Origin of the sequence: Sulfurisphaera ohwakuensis (genome assembly GCF_009729055.1) — an archaeon.
Classification (GTDB): Archaea; Thermoproteota; Thermoprotei_A; order Sulfolobales; family Sulfolobaceae; genus Sulfurisphaera; species Sulfurisphaera ohwakuensis.
On record NZ_CP045484.1, the window covers coordinates 2,615,267 to 2,633,789 of the forward strand.

16 protein-coding genes, 1 pseudogene and 2 CRISPR repeat arrays (1 of these 19 only partly in view) are annotated in these 18,523 nt (G+C 34.7%); of the genes and pseudogenes, 13 read left to right on the forward strand and 4 right to left on the reverse strand.

Translation table 11 applies throughout. The features are described 5' to 3' along the window. Positions 1 to 494 precede the first annotated feature (494 nt). The 7 genes from D1869_RS14270 (at position 495) to D1869_RS14300 (ending at position 4,273) form a co-directional block, all read left to right on the forward strand. Complete coding sequence (locus D1869_RS14270) at positions 495 to 647, forward strand: hypothetical protein (protein WP_156015718.1); 153 nt, start codon at positions 495 to 497, stop codon at positions 645 to 647. Between the two features lie 230 nt (positions 648 to 877). Then, positions 878 to 1,276 (forward strand): hypothetical protein, encoded by a 399-nt coding sequence (locus D1869_RS14275; RefSeq protein WP_156015719.1) that lies wholly within the window; start codon positions 878 to 880, stop codon positions 1,274 to 1,276. A 171-nt stretch (positions 1,277 to 1,447) separates the two neighbouring features. Next, entirely contained in the window at positions 1,448 to 1,756 is a 309-nt protein-coding gene (locus D1869_RS14280; protein ID WP_156015720.1) for a hypothetical protein, read from the forward strand. A gap of 246 nt (positions 1,757 to 2,002) precedes the next feature. Next, a complete protein-coding gene (locus D1869_RS14285) occupies positions 2,003 to 2,389 on the forward strand; it encodes a hypothetical protein (protein ID WP_156015721.1) in 387 nt (128 codons plus the stop codon). Positions 2,390 to 2,615: 226 nt separating this feature from the next. Further along, positions 2,616 to 2,819 carry a hypothetical protein gene (locus D1869_RS14290; RefSeq protein ID WP_156015722.1) on the forward strand — a complete coding sequence of 68 codons (204 nt, stop codon included), beginning with the start codon at positions 2,616 to 2,618 and terminating at the stop codon, positions 2,817 to 2,819. Between the two features lie 228 nt (positions 2,820 to 3,047). Beyond that, on the forward strand, positions 3,048 to 3,374 hold the full coding sequence (locus D1869_RS14295) for a hypothetical protein (protein WP_156015723.1): 327 nt from the start codon (positions 3,048 to 3,050) through the stop codon (positions 3,372 to 3,374). 710 nt (positions 3,375 to 4,084) lie between these two features. After that, the gene (locus D1869_RS14300) at positions 4,085 to 4,273 is read left to right on the forward strand and encodes a hypothetical protein (protein ID WP_156015724.1); all 189 of its coding nucleotides are present in this window, start codon (positions 4,085 to 4,087) and stop codon (positions 4,271 to 4,273) included. Between the two features lie 429 nt (positions 4,274 to 4,702). Here D1869_RS14300 and D1869_RS14305 read toward each other — a convergent pair whose 3' ends face one another. Next, positions 4,703 to 4,912 (reverse strand): hypothetical protein, encoded by a 210-nt coding sequence (locus D1869_RS14305; RefSeq protein ID WP_156015725.1) that lies wholly within the window; start codon positions 4,910 to 4,912, stop codon positions 4,703 to 4,705. A 656-nt stretch (positions 4,913 to 5,568) separates the two neighbouring features. On the opposite strand from D1869_RS14305, the pseudogene D1869_RS14310 reads away from it, so the two are divergent. Both D1869_RS14310 and D1869_RS14315 read left to right on the forward strand, forming a co-directional pair. Continuing rightward, a pseudogene (locus D1869_RS14310) lies at positions 5,569 to 6,623 on the forward strand (ISNCY family transposase). An 8-nt stretch (positions 6,624 to 6,631) separates the two neighbouring features. Then, positions 6,632 to 7,039: a hypothetical protein gene (locus D1869_RS14315; protein ID WP_156015726.1), complete on the forward strand. Its 408-nt coding sequence runs from the start codon at positions 6,632 to 6,634 to the stop codon at positions 7,037 to 7,039. A 35-nt stretch (positions 7,040 to 7,074) separates the two neighbouring features. Here D1869_RS14315 and D1869_RS14320 read toward each other — a convergent pair whose 3' ends face one another. The 3 genes from D1869_RS14320 to csa3 form a co-directional block, all read right to left on the reverse strand. Further along, a complete protein-coding gene (locus tag D1869_RS14320; RefSeq protein WP_156015727.1) occupies positions 7,075 to 7,392 on the reverse strand; it encodes a hypothetical protein in 318 nt (105 codons plus the stop codon). A 235-nt stretch (positions 7,393 to 7,627) separates the two neighbouring features. Continuing rightward, a complete protein-coding gene (locus D1869_RS14325) occupies positions 7,628 to 7,891 on the reverse strand; it encodes a hypothetical protein (protein ID WP_156015728.1) in 264 nt (87 codons plus the stop codon). A 7-nt stretch (positions 7,892 to 7,898) separates the two neighbouring features. After that, positions 7,899 to 12,410: direct repeats of the CRISPR family, unit length 24 nt; unit sequence CTTTCAATTCCATTAAGGATTATC. Between the two features lie 228 nt (positions 12,411 to 12,638). Continuing rightward, positions 12,639 to 13,283 carry a CRISPR-associated transcriptional regulator Csa3 gene (gene csa3, locus D1869_RS14330; RefSeq protein ID WP_156015729.1) on the reverse strand — a complete coding sequence of 215 codons (645 nt, stop codon included), beginning with the start codon at positions 13,281 to 13,283 and terminating at the stop codon, positions 12,639 to 12,641. A gap of 170 nt (positions 13,284 to 13,453) precedes the next feature. On the opposite strand from csa3, the gene cas4a reads away from it, so the two are divergent. Genes cas4a through cas4 form a run of 4 tightly spaced genes read left to right on the forward strand, consistent with a single transcriptional unit; the run spans position 13,454 to position 15,971 of the window. Then, a complete protein-coding gene (gene cas4a / locus D1869_RS14335; protein WP_156015730.1) occupies positions 13,454 to 14,293 on the forward strand; it encodes a type I-A CRISPR-associated protein Cas4/Csa1 in 840 nt (279 codons plus the stop codon). After that, entirely contained in the window at positions 14,290 to 15,204 is a 915-nt protein-coding gene (gene cas1 / locus D1869_RS14340) for a CRISPR-associated endonuclease Cas1 (protein WP_231113648.1), read from the forward strand. The genes cas4a and cas1 overlap by 4 nt, the downstream gene beginning before the upstream one ends. Before the next feature lies 1 nt (position 15,205). Beyond that, complete coding sequence (gene cas2 / locus D1869_RS14345) at positions 15,206 to 15,481, forward strand: CRISPR-associated endonuclease Cas2 (protein ID WP_156015732.1); 276 nt, start codon at positions 15,206 to 15,208, stop codon at positions 15,479 to 15,481. After that, complete coding sequence (gene cas4 / locus D1869_RS14350) at positions 15,441 to 15,971, forward strand: CRISPR-associated protein Cas4 (RefSeq protein ID WP_156015733.1); 531 nt, start codon at positions 15,441 to 15,443, stop codon at positions 15,969 to 15,971. Before cas2 ends, cas4 begins: the two co-directional genes overlap by 41 nt. A 528-nt stretch (positions 15,972 to 16,499) precedes the next feature. After that, a CRISPR array of direct repeats spans positions 16,500 to 18,523; the repeat unit is 24 nt; unit sequence CTTTCAATTCCATTATGGATTAAC; it runs 5,180 nt beyond the window's last position.

Genomic DNA, 18,523 nt, shown 5'->3' on the forward strand with positions numbered 1-18,523 from the left:
AAAATATAACTACTAAATTTACTCGCCTAGAAGAAATGGTAAGAGAAGAAAATTACCAGAATATTAAATTTACTTCGCCTCTGGAATTAACTCAGAAAATATCTAATGATGAGAGCTATTACCACAAAACACTATATACTCTTCATTAAGAAATTGTTTTACCCCTTGTACGAAATCTATACCAATTAAGATAATTCCTACACCACGGTACACTAATTAATAGCTGGATACACTGAGTATTTGTTTTGCTGCTCTAGTTATAGACTAGATAAAGAGATCTATCATGATTTGTTACATAAGAAGTGGTATGACTACAAATTTCGCTCGTTTAAAGTCCAGTAGATAATGAGTATATCCTATCCTTAGCACCTTAAAAGCTATACTTTATCTTTGGATCAGATTTATAAGTCCAAGTTCATAACCAGTCTAATAAAAGGTTCACTGCTATACTTATAGTTTCTGTAGTTATAATAGCGATAGGAGTTTACTTATTTATGATAGATAAACCTACTATCATTCATCCTCCTAAAATACCAGTAGCACCATTTAATAAGTCGATAATTAATTATGGTGGCCCACCGGCTGGTACAGTTCTCCAATCCCGCCACCTTGGTACGCAAACTCCTGGCCAGAAACAGTTGCAGTAGGAATAATACTCCTAATATCGGCCCTTTCAGTAAGACGTAATTCGCAAACACTATACAGCATACTTTAGCTTCTCAGTTTCAGGATATTGATATTGGTATTCCTGCAGATGTACAGTTAGCTGAAAATGTAGTTAGGTACCCGGATAACGTACCGGGAGTTGAAGGTGTATGGATATATGAAGATGATGAAGATCTGTAAAAAGATATAAAACCGTTTTTTATTTTATATTATGGGACACAGGTATACGGGATATGGATACGTAGTCCAGTTTTGGGCAGTAAAGGATTTTAAGCCCAAACCAAAGGAGTTCTTTATAAAGGTTCGCAGACTAACCGCTGTCCCATCCTTTAGGACATTTAGCCTTCAACCCGGGAAATATGTAGGAGGGAAAAGCAGTATAAAGTTTCGGCTACGTAAAAAACCTCTTATACCCCATCACGGAACAATATATCCAATATACTTATATGTGTCATTAAGAATCAAGGATGTGCCATTAAGGCTTATAATAGGAAGGAAAAGTGGTATTTGTATTATAACAAGACGGGAAAATGTGAAACCGGAATTTTTGCAAAAGCATAAAGAGATCCCGACAATATATTTTGCTATTTTTAAAGACGATAAACCCTGAACCGGCCATTAATAAACCCACACTCTTTTTTCACTCTAAATATAGTTGCAGTACAGGCTTTAGCGATGTTCTTATACTATTATTACGGAATACCGTTAAGTACTTCTCTAAGTCCGTATAACGCATTCCTAATTCCGTAAAAGATAAATCCTTTTTTTCTTATTATTTTGTATGGGTTTGGTACAACGTTTGTGGTTTAGGGTACCGGTCTATTTCGGTATCTTCTTCCTATCTTGGGGAATAGAAGCATTATATCTTAAATTTATGAATAATGAGTTGGCGTATAATTTAGGTATTTTTGTCTTAGGTGCATATGTTCCTGCTTTGGTCTCGTTCGCCTCCACACTATACTTCATGAAAAGGGGATATTTAGAAGGGCCTATTGTATTAAGCGTATTGAATTTAATTTTCGGTGAACTACTTTACTTTCTTTTTCTTAATCGGGATGGCTGTAGGCACGGGCATGGGTTAGACTGTTAATAAAGTCACACTCTTTTTTAGTCTTAATGAAGTTGGCACTACTACTCTTTCTAACCCTCCTAGTCCTACTTATTGTCTCTAATATATACTTCAAGTAATGATTACTTCACATATAGTGGCTTGAGCATTAAATCTACAGCTCATACTGATTTAGCTAGAATAGGAGGGAGTATACAAATAAACTACACAGCATCATCCCTATATTAAGCAAAATCTTTTTTTACCTAATTTTTTAATCTATATTATATGAAAAAGCTATTTGTTATCATAGGTTCTATTTTATCTGGTTTGGGGATTTGGCTCAAGTCAATAGACAAATCGTTTTCCCTAACAAAAGTAATAGAGAACGGAAAAGTAATCGAAATATATTTAACTCCTGAAACGAACGAAGTTGTTAAACCTTCCAAATCTTCCAATGGTGTTTTGAATTTAAGCGTAAGTGTTTCACACCCCATAATTTTATATCAATCGCAACCCGTGCCTTCAACAAATGTCACATGTGTTACTGTAACAAGTACAGCAGTTCAACCGCCATGGTATGCTAACCTATGGCCTGAAGTCTTAACAATAGGTATAATAATGTTAGGAATTGCGATATTCAGCTGGATTAAACTTAAGGGGCTCAGAAAATAACCCCTATTAAAATTCTTTTTTATCGCTTAATGAAGTTAGGACTATCGGAACTTCATGTACAACTTTTATAACTCTGAGACTGGCATAACTACTTTCGGTCTGTAAAAAATAAGTCACTTTCTTTTTTTTTTTATCTTTATAAAGTTAAAAAGTATAGGTCTATGGTTTCTTGTAGCAGTTTTAATGAGTCTTATAGGTGCCGGAATTATATCGGGTATACTTTACGATGTTATTTACAGATATGACTGGCTATAAGTGGATAATACCAAACTTCTTATGGCCTTATCTAATTTTTATCGGTGTTTCGGGTTTAGCAATAGTATACAGAGAGAGTGTTAAAAAGGCTATTACAAATCCTATAATCCTTCTTTTGTTAGCGTTTCTTAGGGTATCATTGACGATAATGGTATGGGTTGCTGTTAATTTTTAACCCCTTATAAAGCCACACTCTTAATGTAGCACGTCTCCTCCTTTTTCTCTAACCCTCCTAATCCTATCTGCAGATCTGTTTCTTCAGTCGTTGCTAATAATTTCCATATGCGTTAAAGGACTGCCTGAAGTACGAAAAACAGATATTTGCCACAAGGAATTTCTATAAACGCGACGTTAGACTATGTTTGGAAAAAACATAATACTAACTAAATAAGGTATTTTTTTGATGAAAATAGGGGTAAGAACCCTCTGGCTTATTATCATTTTTTGTAATACTATTGATTTGCTTATTAGTTATGGTCTATGGACGGGTTATATTGCAATAACAGGTGGAGCGTTTGAAGCAAATCCCATAGTAAGTATAATTGAGAATAACGGAGTCTTGGTCCTCCCAGATCTAGTTAGCTTAAAGATCATAGAGTTAAGTATCATATATTGGATTACCAAATTAACTCAAAAAAGGGAAATATTACTTAAAATTGCAGCACTCATTTCAATCCTGGTTGTTATTTACGAAATCTTCATTTTACCGAGTCTGTCTGCTATTATTTAAAGAGAGCCTAATCCATTCTAATAATGTTACTAATAGGAAAAAATAATACATAATAAGATACTTTGTTCTACGTTAATAATCATTTTGTATCCCCAGAAACATACAACTAGGAAGTAGCTATCGTACATATCAGTGGTAACGATTAATACTCCATACTATATTACATGGGTCTCCTAACAGCATTAATTGCTATAGGAATAAGATAATAACGGATTATAAGATAGTACACCTTGCCCTAGCAGTTTTTGTAGTTTGAACAAACACTAAATTCAACAAAACAACTCCATTTACTATGAGGGTTTAAATATATCTTAGAGTTAACGTGAATGTGACCACAACAAGTTAAGATTGAATGTTCGATAACAGTTGCGGTTAATAGTCAATTACTGATATAGGCACTACATACTAAAGTCTCTAACAGACTTTGTTTGCAACAGTGGGAGGTAAAACAGCTCCTTTATGTCTTGTTGAGTCATACTTCCATTATGACAATTAGACTGCAATATTCTTACGTAACTTTTAATCACTTTTAATTTAGTATCTTTGTTATGATCATGTTTAATAGATTTAGAGAGCAAAACATTCCTAAAATTACTTAGTAAGATGGAGAGAAGAAGTCCTTTAAAGTTTAAGAAAATATAAACTATATATTAAGTTACATAAACTTGTGATGATAAGATTTTTATTTTTTATTTTAGACTTTTCATTTAATGCCCACAGCTACACTTCCACCTAACGTCACACCTTATGGGCCAGTGTATTTTCCACAACAAACAGGGATTCAAGAAGGTGTCCTTATCTCATTTATCTTGATCACTATAGCGATAAGCCTTCTTTCTTTTACACTATTCGATGTATTTCGTAGTATGAAGAAACTTAAGAGAAAACCTAGATTATAAAGTCATTTTTATCTTTACTTACCCTTCAAACATCAGTAGGTGTTGTACTTTTAAGCCTAAGTTATTCAATGTAGTATAGCAATCTTTAACACATAAGCAGATTTTACCGAACCATATTAAACTGATTCAATGAATAGTGGTACTACCGAGACCTCATTGTTACAAACAGATAAGGGGTTTAAAGCCTTACGTGTCTTCTTTCTATATAGTATTGCTAAACTGTAAGAACTCACAGTAAATTTTTCTATTAACTAAACCAGATAAAGCCGAGACATTGATAAAAAAGACCTAAGAAGTTCAGTATTATAAATCGGAAACATTATTTGTTCTATAAAGATAATGAAATATGCTGATTATAATTCATGAAGTAGAAACATTAAAACCAAAACTTCAACGTACTTCCGACTATACCATAGACAGTGACCTTTTTCAAGATCTTTTGAATAATTTCCTTACAAAAGACTTTAGCTCTGGTGAAAAGTAAAAGGTTAAGAAGAGAAAAAGCAAAGAAGAGAAAAAGATACCTAACGACGCTAAGATTGCAGTGATAGGTTCAGAAGTAGGGGTTGGTTGCACAACAGTCTGATTAAAATTAATCTGAGTAAAGTTAGGTGGAATAGTATAAGAGGGCAAACTCATACAAAAAATATGTAATAAAAAAGTAAATAACTTTATTCATAACCCTTTATAATATACCAAAGCTATACACATAACCCCAAGAGTCCGTTAAACCCATACTACTTGTGTTGGATTAAAAGACAACGGAGTTGTAGCGTAAACAGTAGTTTAGGAAACTGTTTTAGATATAATTAAAGACTATGAGTTTATTAATTGCCTAACTGCTTAAGTCTCTCTCTGAAGATTTTAATCTCCCATCTACACTATTCCCAGAATTATTAAGGCTAGACAGTTATTAGGGTTTCGGATCACAGACTATCATACCGTGGTGGAGGAATCGTCTTAATTGATACAGATAGTGCACTTGTGATAAAATAACTTTCTGGTAAAGGAAAATTTGGAATCTGAGGAGGTTTAGTAATATAGGATATATAATCTATTGGACGCAAGTAAAAACTTAGCCTAAGAGTACAGTACCTATTACAGTTAGAAGAATAGAGCCTTTGCTATTAAAATAAAATGACTTTAAAGCCTTTCGTAAGATTGGGATATTCATTAAGAGTGAAAAAAGAGAGTGAGTTTATAGGGGTTAAAGATTGAGTAGCATTTATAGGAAAATCCTTGCAGTTTAAGGGCACCTTGAAAACTTTTTAAAAATTAACTGACAAAAGTATTGGATGAATACAAACTCATTATTCCAAGCGTATTACAAAGCACTTCAAGAAGCATTACAACAAATATTCACAACCTTGACTAGCTTGAGAAAAGACACACTAGCAAAACTAGTACTTGGAGGAGTAATGGGTGGAACAGCAACAGAAATAGCCCAAGCAACGGGCATGGACTACGAGACAGTACTAAAAAACCTTAACAAACTAGCAAACTGATCAAAATAGTAAAAGAGATAGTAAAAGACCACCCAGTATAACTAATAATAGATGACACACATGATCACAAACAACACGCACTACCAGTATCAAGAAACGGAGCACAAGTCTTTTACTGCAGAGAACACAAAAGATACGAACCAACAATACAACTACTCATAATAGCAATAAAAGACTTAAAAACAAACGAGACCTACATAGTAACAATAATACCCTACATACCACAAAAGGTTGTTGAGATATTAAGGGAGAGGGGAGAGGAGGTTGAGTTCAAGACAAAGATACAAGAATACTTGGAAACATTGCCAATTCTCGAGAAGGAGTTTAATGTTGTGTGCAAGGTTTTTGATTCTTGGTATGTTAATTCTAAAACTCTCTTGGATGATACCGTCGGGGAACTCAAGGCCAACTCACGAGTCGCCGAGGGTGGTAGGCTTGTGCCAGTTGGCGAGTTCCCCGAGGGGGAATACCTAGTTGAGTATTTAGGTATTCCCATAAAATTACTTGTAATAGATGATTATAAGGGTTTTGGAAGGAGGTACTTCTTCTCCACAAACGTTAATGATACTGCTGAGGATCTCATAACTGCGTGGGAGAATCGTTGGGATATTGAGGTTTTGATTAGGGAGCTCAAAGCCTTGGGATTGGAGAAAGGTTCTTTCCTCACCTGGGTTAGGAATAAGGGGTTTATAACCCTTAAGGCTCTCTCCTTACTCTTGGTACTCTTGTTTAAGTATTCCCTTGGTTTGTATTTGGGTGCCAAGAGGATAGCAAGGGTGATAAAAAGTATTTATCAATCTTTGGGCGGGATTAAGAAACTTTTTAAGAGAAGGAAAAAGACGTAAAATGCTAATTGAGCTCAACAAACAACATACTTACTAATGATTCAAGAAACGCTAAAGCTAACAAAAGAAGGATTATAGGATTTGTAATAGCCTTTTTAACACTCTCTCTGTATACTATTGCTAAACCCGATAAACCGGCTAAACCAGAAAAAAGCAAAAAGGGCCATGTTGCTTGCCATATATTCCTTGACACAAAGAAAACAGTACAAATTCCCGAGTTGCTTGTTACCCACTCACCTAACATACCAGAACTTACAAGACCTATTAAAACTGCTACAAGAAACCATAGACATATACTTTTTAACTTCATAAAGATAAAAAAGAGAAAGACTTATTTTTTACAGACCGAGAGTAGTTACGCCAGACTCAGTGGTATAAAACTTCTATGTGATACTTCAATCACCGGTGCACATTAGTAATAAAAAGAGTGTGACTTTATTAATGGTCAGGTTTAGGGCTTACGCCTTATTAGTAGAATAACCGATATTAGGAGTAGTATTATCCCGGCTTCTAGTGTTTCGGGCCAGAGGTTTGCATAAAAAGGTGGATGTTGTATAGTTTCTATCGGTTTCGGTTTAATCTTATAAATAGACGCCGTATAGTTACTAACAATAAACGTACTAACTATATAAAGAGGTATAGTAAATGTTTGATTTATCCTTAGAGGTATACTAGGTGCTTGATGAGCCACATTTAGCTTAGTTATAGGATGATCTATAGAATGTAGATAGAACGACAACCCGAGAAAGACTACAGCTATCGTTATCATTAAAACCGAAAACTAATTTTTCCTCATTTAAAGAAAAAAGAAAATTGACTTTTAAAAATTTATTCACTAATAGTATTGGACTCCTTGAGTCCCTGAACCGAATGTTAGTACAACAAATGCAATCCCAATTAATGGTCAGATTTAGATCTTACTAATAATGTGACAAAAGCACCAAGTAGTGCTAAACCTAAAGCCAAAAACGGGATCCATAAGGAGGTATACCATGGAGGTGAAACTATTTTTCTTTGTATATTATTTCTGTAGCATTAACTTGGACATGATATTGCGGTGGCTTCGGTCCGGTAAAAAGCAATTCGATTTCACTCCACAGTACATAATATGACTTTAAAATGTTTCCGTAGGTTAAAGATACATTACTTGACTTAACTACTACTACTTCTATACCCGGCGGAGATACAGTAGTATTTTCAACAATCGGTTTAGTTTCAACATATATTACCACATCTAGGAGAACTAAAAGATGATAGAAAGAAATCACGTTGCCTCTTTCAATTCCATTAAGGATTATCAGATACAATACGGTTCAAGTCGTTAAGCTTTACGTTAATGACTTTCAATTCCATTAAGGATTATCGTAATGCGTGCTAAAGAGAGTGAGGGGGTGGAGTTTAGAGAAACTTTCAATTCCATTAAGGATTATCTAGTATATTATGTAACACCAAAAACGTAATAATTTAGCTCTTTCAATTCCATTAAGGATTATCAGTTCAGCGTGACCAGCAACATAGCTAAACAACCGGAATCTTTCAATTCCATTAAGGATTATCCCTATCAATGTTACCTATAGGTTATACAATGTCTCGGTCTACAATCTTTCAATTCCATTAAGGATTATCAGTATGCTTAGCCTCAACTAAACACGCTCTGTTTTTCTCTCTTTCAATTCCATTAAGGATTATCATAAGCTTTCAGACAAACGAAACGCCTTCAGAAATCATTGCAGACTTTCAATTCCATTAAGGATTATCTCCCGGAATTACGTCTATGCCGAACTTTACGTTCCTACCCTCACTTTCAATTCCATTAAGAATTATCAGGAAGTGGAGAAGGCAAAAGAAGAGATGTTAGCGATGGAAGACTTTCAATTCCATTAAGGATTATCCTACTGGATTACGCAACGTATGCAGCGTGGATCTTCGTTTTCCTTTCAATTCCATTAAGGATTATCTTCTATCAGAAGTACAAAGAGGAGAGACAAAAGGCTAAGACTTTCAATTCCATTAAGGATTATCATACTTCTGCAATTGGAGCCTTTTCTTCATCCCTCCATATCCTTTCAATTCCATTAAGGATTATCATATAAATCAGCAAAATGAAAATAAAGATGGGGGTGAAACTTTCAATTCCATTAAGGATTATCAACAGGGTGTGGACGAGTAACGCTATGGTAAAAGCAGCAACCCTTTCAATTCCATTAAGGATTATCCTGGTGATATTGTTTCATTTTTCCTAGGCGCGATAAAAACATCATCTTTCAATTCCATTAAGGATTATCGCGGTTACGTCATGATGTCGAAAGGTTTGTAGAACTGTTGTACTTTCAATTCCATTAAGGATTATCCTTTGATTTATTGACCCTGGAAGCCTGAGCACCCTAGCTCTTTCAATTCCATTAAGGATTATCTTCTAGAAAGTAAAAAACAAGTAATGGTTATATATGAGCTTTCAATTCCATTAAGGATTATCAATTCTATTGGTATAAAAATAGCACTTTATCCAGACTACTTTCAATTCCATTAAGGATTATCTATTTATAAAATAGATCCTTATTTTGAAACTAATAACTTTCAATTCCATTAAGGATTATCGGAAATCGCAACAGAGAATAAAGAGCAAGTTCTCGAGAAGTTAACTTTCAATTCCATTAAGGATTATCACTGGAATGACCAGTGCTGATGGTCTAATTGCTATAGTAATCTTTCAATTCCATTAAGGATTATCAAACGGATTTCATCGCCGTCAATCTCTATTTCCCAGTATCTCTTTCAATTCCATTAAGGATTATCCGAAGGTATCAAGAATGTAAGCCAGGAGCACAACGCATTCTTTCAATTCCATTAAGGATTATCTTCGAAGAACATCTATTAAATGATAAGAAGGAAGTATGGGATCTTTCAATTCCATTAAGGATTATCCCGAACAACCAGAAGGTGGTATTGTCAAATGTCTACTTGACTTTCAATTCCATTAAGGATTATCTTGTGGAGGTGGTGGTGGATTACTCTTCTGTGCTTCAGGTGACTTTCAATTCCATTAAGGATTATCCAAAAACTTACCTCAACCTAACCGGGCCTAGTCTGTTCCTTTCAATTCCATTAAGGATTATCAAATCTTAATAGAGGATTGGGAAATTGAGCATGTTGTATATGCTTTCAATTCCATTAAGGATTATCTTATCAAACAACTCGCGAAGTTAATTCTGAATTCTTCTTATCTTTCAATTCCATTAAGGATTATCTTTATGATAGTATTAAAAGTTTTGGCAAAAAGATTTTTATCTTTCAATTCCATTAAGGATTATCTTTTCAACTTGGAGGAAGGGAAGAGGAGCGGAAATAACGTCTACTTTCAATTCCATTAAGGATTATCATAATAGCCAACCACATGCCCCGCATATAATTAGGAAATATCACTTTCAATTCCATTAAGGATTATCATCCTAATCCTTTACGAGGATTAAGAGACCGTAATGAATGGCATCTTTCAATTCCATTAAGGATTATCAACGGTCCTTCACACATGTTATTAGACGCATTCACGGAAAACCTTTCAATTCCATTAAGGATTATCTGGACAGAAATAGCGATAGGATTGCTGGTGGGTGCTAATTTCATCTTTCAATTCCATTAAGGATTATCTGGCATTATTCTCCCCAGCCAGTGCTTGCAACCTTACGACTTTCAATTCCATTAAGGATTATCTTATGATGTTGGTGATCTCATCGATTCTAGCAGACTTCTCCTTTCAATTCCATTAAGGATTATCAAGTGAAAAAGCTATGGGATTTTTTTCTATTTTTAATCAAATCTTTCAATTCCATTAAGGATTATCTGTGACGTTTCCAATCGTATAAGAGGTATTATAATACTTCTCGCTTTCAATTCCATTAAGGATTATCGAAGAGTTAGACGTTATGCATGTAGCTACTATAATGTATTTTCCCTTTCAATTCCATTAAGGATTATCTAATGATTTTTTAAATATTCATCTAATGCTTTCCTTATAAGTTCTTTCAATTCCATTAAGGATTATCTTACTAAGGCGACACAGAAATGAACCACGTCCCATTAGAAACTTTCAATTCCATTAAGGATTATCACATCGATGAATTTCAAAATGTTGCCCATTTACCTTACATCACTTTCAATTCCATTAAGGATTATCAACGGCGAGACAGTTGTTTTAGCGCCGTATGACTTTCTCAGACTTTCAATTCCATTAAGGATTATCTCATTACTTATTTTCTTCATAATTCTTCAACTAATTATTTCCTTTCAATTCCATTAAGGATTATCATATCTTTTCTCCAAACGTAGGCGATCAGAGTACTGACCTTTCAATTCCATTAAGGATTATCTAGAGCTAAAAATATCGATACCAGGATTATAAGCCTGTTCTCTTTCAATTCCATTAAGGATTATCTTTGTTTCGCCCTCTACTTGTTCATTTTCTCCAGTTTGTGCTTTCAATTCCATTAAGGATTATCTAAAAAGAAAAAGCGGGCGGGCGAGAGCCCGAAATGGTCTTTCAATTCCATTAAGGATTATCCTAGCATCCGGTGGAAAGAGCAAAATTAAACTTCTGCAAAGGATCTTTCAATTCCATTAAGGATTATCATATCACGTATCTGAAGTATATCATCTTAGATATGGCAAAGCTTTCAATTCCATTAAGGATTATCATAGGGAGAAGAAACACAAAGACTATGTTGAACTCATAGACCTTTCAATTCCATTAAGGATTATCAAAACTGAAAAATCATTAACCTTAAGGTTCAATAGCAACTTTCAATTCCATTAAGGATTATCGTAATCCGTTTGGCTTTAGTCTTCCAAATTTTGCTATAATTTCTTGCTTTCAATTCCATTAAGGATTATCGAAGTCAAAAACATCATTAGGTATTATTTTATACAATAGTTCTTTCAATTCCATTAAGGATTATCACAGTAATTTCTTGTTATCGTAGAAAGCTGGATAAGCATAGCTTTCAATTCCATTAAGGATTATCAAACTCTCTCTAGCAATCTTAAGCAGTGACACAATATAATCTTTCAATTCCATTAAGGATTATCTAAGTGTAGTACCTAAGCCTTGGCAATCGTTTACGCTAGACTTTCAATTCCATTAAGGATTATCCCTCCTTTCGGATTTCTAGACTATTTTGATAGCTGTGAAATCTTTCAATTCCATTAAGGATTATCCCAGAGTGAAATATCGGATATACCTCTATACTAATGTTAACTTTCAATTCCATTAAGGATTATCAAGTGTTAGAAGAGGAGATGAGAAAAAAGGAAAGAGATTACTTTCAATTCCATTAAGGATTATCTTAGTGATAAGATTTAACGGCAGATAATCAAATAGAAAATCTTTCAATTCCATTAAGGATTATCTCTGGTTGGGTGGGACTGGCTTAGTTGGTTTGTTTGGACTTTCAATTCCATTAAGGATTATCGTCAGGGTATTTAGGTTTTAGAACCCAGGCTTCTAATAACTTTCAATTCCATTAAGGATTATCATAAACTTTATGCTTTACATAAACAATAGAGCATAATATAACTTTCAATTCCATTAAGGATTATCAACTTCTTCCCATGAATTACCCTCTGCTACGATATTCCTATTTTCTTTCAATTCCATTAAGGATTATCATGACCCGTTATTTTCGCAATAACTGCAGGGTCTACGGCTTTCAATTCCATTAAGGATTATCAAGACCAGACTCACTATAGCCATTTTCCATCACTTTTTCTCTTTCAATTCCATTAAGGATTATCTGATTGTTTTTATATTACTTCTTATGTTATTTTCTTCGTTTCTACTATATAAGCTTTTCTCTATGTTACATATTTATCATTACTGAATTTTTAGTATTCCCTTGAAAAAATGGGAATACTAAAAAGAGAAATAGGTTGAATGTTCTTTACAAAGATACTCTTATTAATCATTTATAAATTGAAAGAAATTCCCGATAAAAAACGGGAATAACGACAAAGCTATTTTATTTATTTTCTATTATTTTCTTGATTTAATTTACTTATCAATATTCCAAGCTTCGTAGGATAAATTCCATCTCCTCTACCCTTCTGATAAACTAGTCTTCTCTTTTTTAATATCCCTACAACATTCATAGTAGTTTTAAGTTTCTTCCCAGTCATCTCAGCTATTACTTCTTGTCTTATCCCAGGATTGGCTACGACTGTACTCAAAACCCTCAAGAGTTCACTACTCAATCCCTCAGCTGCAGTCCTAAAATCCTCAATCTGGAAACTTACTTCTTCATCCTCTTCAAGATAAATTCTACCCACTCTCTTGTTTACTGCTACCGCTAAAATTATCCCGATCGCTAAGGTCTTACTTTCACCTCCAGAGATGTCAACAATTAGGGGATCTTTTACTTCTTTCAATATTTCACTTACCTGATCAACCACATGAAATATATCCTTAACCTCAATTTCTTTTACCACAGAATCCCTCAAACCCATTTTGCTCATTACAGCACTTAAACCGTTAATAGCCCTTCTATTACCACCAGTCATTGGTGACTTTACTAAAACAACTATAACGTCATCTCTTCCCACATTTGTGGACACAAGTCTCCTTACAGCAAAGTCCTCATGAATGCCAAGAGTAAATATATAGGACTTCATAAGATGATTTTGATAAACATATTATTATATATTTCGGGAAAAAGTGTAAATTCCTAAATTACTACGTGACTTTATATATTAAAATACTATCTTTATTCCCTAAAAATCTCGGGATTTAGTAATACCAAATCTTGGTAATACTTATTTTATCCGATTTTGTATAAATATTCATGATCTGGAGACAGCAGCTGAAGAGATTACACAGGATTAGGGAGATGGATCCAGTACCAGACGAACTTAGGGGATGGCATTACTACTCTCCTCCAGTAAAGCCTAAAGCTTATTTAGGTTTAACAATGGGTGAAATTGCATATGACTATTGCCCTACAAAGAGAGATGTATACGTAAGGAGAGTATTAAACCAAAAGGGAAGTGAAAGGGCACAACTGGTTTTCGGTCAATCCATACATAAGGTCTTTAGTAAAGCTTTAAACGATGTTAGGATCTCTTACGTCCTCGGTAAGGACCCGTATCAGATTGTAAAAGAAAGCTACCTTGAATCAGAGTTTTGCCCACAAGAAATATCTGAATACTGTAGGAAAGTATACGGTAATTTAATCCTTTTCTGGTCCTCATGGCTCGCTGAGGCTAAAGCGTTTTATGGAGGCGACTCTGTTGGTTTCTTACCGTGGGCAACAGAAGTTAGAGTTGACGGTTCAGCCATTGGATTGTCTGATAGACTTACAGTGGACGCATTAGGTGAGTTTACCGTAGTTGAGGTTAAATCCGGAAAGAGGGAAGAGTTCCATAAACTCGCCTTAGCGGGTTATGCTTTAGCTATAGAATCAGTCCTAGAACTTCCGGTCGATTATGGGCTCCTTGTTTACATAAACGGTTTCCCTAATGACGTGGAGATAAGGTTTGAGAGTTATTACATATCTCCAGATATGAGGAGAGAAATTCTGGATAAAAGAGATGAGATCATAGAAATGGTTCTTAATGGCAGAGATCCGGGTAAGCCAGTAAAATGCCCAGAGACTTGTCCGTTTTACGAGGTGTGTTGGAAATGAAATCCTTAGAAATTGCTGATTACGGTGTTAAGCTCTCCACGAAAGGGAAAACTTTTGTAATTTCTAAAAAAGATGGGAAGAAGGTAAACGTTTCTCCTGCAGAAGTGGATCAAATAGTGATAATGACCTCTGGTGTTACTGTTACGTCTAAGGCAATAAGGTTAGCGTTAGATCACGGGATAGATATTGTCTTTCTAGACTCTAGAGGAAACCCTTTTGGTAGACTTTTTCATTCAGAACCCGTGAAGACGGTAGAAACAAGAAAAGCCCAGTATTTGGCAATACTTAAAGGTGAGGAAGAGATACCGAGAGAGATTATAAAATCTAAAATTAAGAACCAGGCTAATCACATTAAGTTCTGGTTTAAAAAGCTGGGTATTGAGGGAAAAGATTATAAAGAAATTGAGGGAAAAGACGATGATGAAGCTACAGCAGCTAGGTACTATTGGCATGCCTTAGGCAGAATAATACCAATGAAAGGTAGAGACCCAGAAAGTACTGATCCATTTAACGTATCCTTTAATTACGCATATGCAATCCTATACTCAAACATACAAAGAGTTTTGCAACTAGTAGGATTAGACCCTTATGCGGGGTTTATTCACAAAGATAGAAGCGGAAAGCCCAGTCTTGTATACGACTTTTCTGAGATGTTTAAGCCAGTGCTTGTTGATTACCCGTTAGTCTCTCTCTATATTAACGGTTTTATACCTAACGTTAAAGATGGTATACTTGATGCTGAGAGTAGAAAGAAGATAGCTGAGGCTGTGATAAATGCTATGAACGGTAAGGTTAAGGATGAAGGAGGAGATGTAAGGACTGGGATTCAGGCAATGAGGGCATATGCGTTAAAGCTTGCTTCAGCATTAAGGGGTGAGGAAAAGTTTAAGGGATTCGTGAAGGTGTGGTGAGATGTGGGTCATTGTAGTTTACGATATTTCAGATGATGAAAAGAGGAATAAGATCGCTAAAGAACTACAGAGGCTCGGATTAAGCAGGATACAGAGGAGTGCATTTGTAGGAGATCTCGACTCTCAGCGGTTTAAGGATTTAGTTAGAATTATGGGTAAGCTAGTTACCGGAAAGGATGATATACTTCATATAATACCTTTAGGATTGAGAGATTGGGAAAGGAGAGTGGTTATAAATGGTGACAGTGTCAGACGTGAAACAGTATCACTTCTGTAAAGCTATACCATGGATAAACTATGTAATGGGCTATCGTGAACCTAGTACATTCTCAATGGAGGAAGGAAAGAAGATATCTTATGAGGAGGTTGTTAAATCACTGAACCTTACTACACCAGTAAAATATGAAGTGTGTTTAAGCTATAACGGGCTTTCAGGCTGCATTGATATCTTATCTGGGGATAGAAAGTATACGGTAGTTGAGGTAAAAGCATTTAAGAGGGGTAACTTTTCCCCCTTCAGATATCAGCTTTTAGCTTACGCATATCTAGTAAGGAAGAGGTTAGGTATTGTCGAAAGAGCTATATTAGTGATGGAAGGAAATAAAGTCCTTGAAATAGAGCCAACAGAGGAACATTATAAATATATAGAAAACGTAGTTAAGAAGATTGAGGAAATAGTAAATAGCGAGAAGTTACCAGCGGTAAATGTAGAGAAGTGCGACTTCTGTCAGTACAGGAGAGTTTGCCCGGTTAGTGCATGGTCTTAATTCATTTTATGGAAAATTACAGAATAAGTAGACAAAAATTTTGGCTTTAAAGCTAAGTATTCTATCTTAAAATACTTCTTTCATTTCTTGAGATTAATAAGTATTTGCAGAAATGTTTATATAAATTATGAAATTAATTTTTCTATGAGCCTAATCGTTTTAATTCTGAGTAACTGACTCATCTTGTCTTATTAACATTCACTATAAATGTTTTTGAAAGTCCATTCTTAGCCTTTACGGTACATATATTCGAGTTTACGATTTATTATATAGACCTAAAACTTTGCATTACTTGTGTGAAAACAATTTCATGAAGGCTTAGAAGTAATTATGATGATCTTTCTGGGTTTATTCCATTATAGAAAATTAAAAGTTAATAGCATAGAGAAAATAATAGATATTAACTGAGAAGTATATAATTATAGAAAACATACTAAGAAAATAATAAGATAATTACTGGAGTATAATTTTCCTTATGCGAATTCTTTCTTTATTGCAGCTTTTTATTTATATGTAATTTCCATTATGCTTTCAATTCCATTATGGATTAACCGAGATAACCGTTACAGAGCTCATAAGCAGAATAAATTCCTTTCAATTCCATTATGGATTAACCTTCTTTAATTTCGGCCCTAAGTATATCTTCTCTAAACCTTTCAATTCCATTATGGATTAACTGAAAGTTTAGGGTTGATAAGTGTAACTCAGGGTAAGACTAGTGTCTTTCAATTCCATTATGGATTAACTCTGTATATTCTCAGGTTTAATTTCCTCCAGATATTTCTTTCAATTCCATTATGGATTAACTTATGAGAAAAGGCAAACGGAATTAATGCTTCAACAATTTCTTTCAATTCCATTATGGATTAACAATACGCACCGACCATCAGAGCTAAGAAGACGTCAAAGAGTCTTTCAATTCCATTATGGATTAACATTTGACTAAGTTTTTAAAGTCTATTGAGTATAAATTATTTTCTTTCAATTCCATTATGGATTAACAGAAAATACGGGATGCATCTGATCCTCGCCCACCAGCACACCTTTCAATTCCATTATGGATTAACCTGAGTAGAAGTGCAAAGCATCGATGATTTCCTGGAGCTCCTCTTTCAATTCCATTATGGATTAACTACATCTCGCCATTACCTAACGGATGGACAATAAATTCTTTCAATTCCATTATGGATTAACTTTGTTGAGGTGTTCTGTAATTGGTTATACAAACTTTGGATCTTTCAATTCCATTATGGATTAACTCAGACGAAGAGATAGATTACGTCCTAAGGAGTAATACTGGATCTTTCAATTCCATTATGGATTAACAAAAATATTGATCACAACCAGTGCTATTCCTGGATATATCTTTCAATTCCATTATGGATTAACAGTGTTAAGTGCTGAAGAACTGCAAAGTCTGTTACAACACTTTCAATTCCATTATGGATTAACCCCTACCTGAGGGTCATAGAGTTGCTGCTACGGTATCTCGTGCTTTCAATTCCATTATGGATTAACTCTGAGGGGGGCTTAATAAACTCTTCCCCTTTTTTTCTACTTTCAATTCCATTATGGATTAACACTTTGCAGAAGTCTTAGGACCCTTTGTCGGACAGAGCGAAAACTTTCAATTCCATTATGGGTTAACAGACTATCGGAGATTGAAGGACAAAAGTGGAATTCTTTGCCCCCTTTCAATTCCATTATGGATTAACTTTTCTTTACCGGCTATGTTGAATAGTCTATAGAGGTTTTGGCCTTTCAATTCCATTATGGATTAACATGGAAGGAGATATAGAATATTTTCTTGAGAGAGGATATCAATCTTTCAATTCCATTATGGATTAACTGGTAATAGAAAAATGAGTTTGGTCGAAATGGTTTCAAAATCTTTCAATTCCATTATGGGTTAACAATATACAGGCTATGGGGACAGGATATTAGTTGTTAAATTACCTTTCAATTCCATTATGGATTAACTCTAACACTATCCACGTCAATTCCGGCATACTGAAGTAAAATCTTTCAATTCCATTATGGATTAACACCGATCACACCCCCCGCTCCTGAGATTGCGATAGATTTCACCTTTCAATTCCATTATGGATTAACTGTACTAGGGCCAAGGAGTTTTCCGACATACTATATGGGGTATCTTTCAATTCCATTATGGATTAACTTATTAAAACAAGCCCTCGCGAGGGGGTTTATTTCGAAAGAGACTTTCAATTCCATTATGGATTAACTTCATCTTCCTCAATTTCTACAGCATAACATTCCTCAGCTTTCAATTCCATTATGGATTAACGGCTCCCTGCCCCCAGAAGGGGCGAGGCTTCCTAATTTCGCTTTCAATTCCATTATGGATTAACATAACGATTTAACAGACGCTAAGAGGTTCCTCGGAGAATTCTTTCAATTCCATTATGGATTAACTAATTGAAAGGTGTTTCTTCATATATAGAAATTTGACGTAACTTTCAATTCCATTATGGATTAACCCCTATAATAGAAGTAAAGCCTCTTTGACGATTCGAAAGAAGCTTTCAATT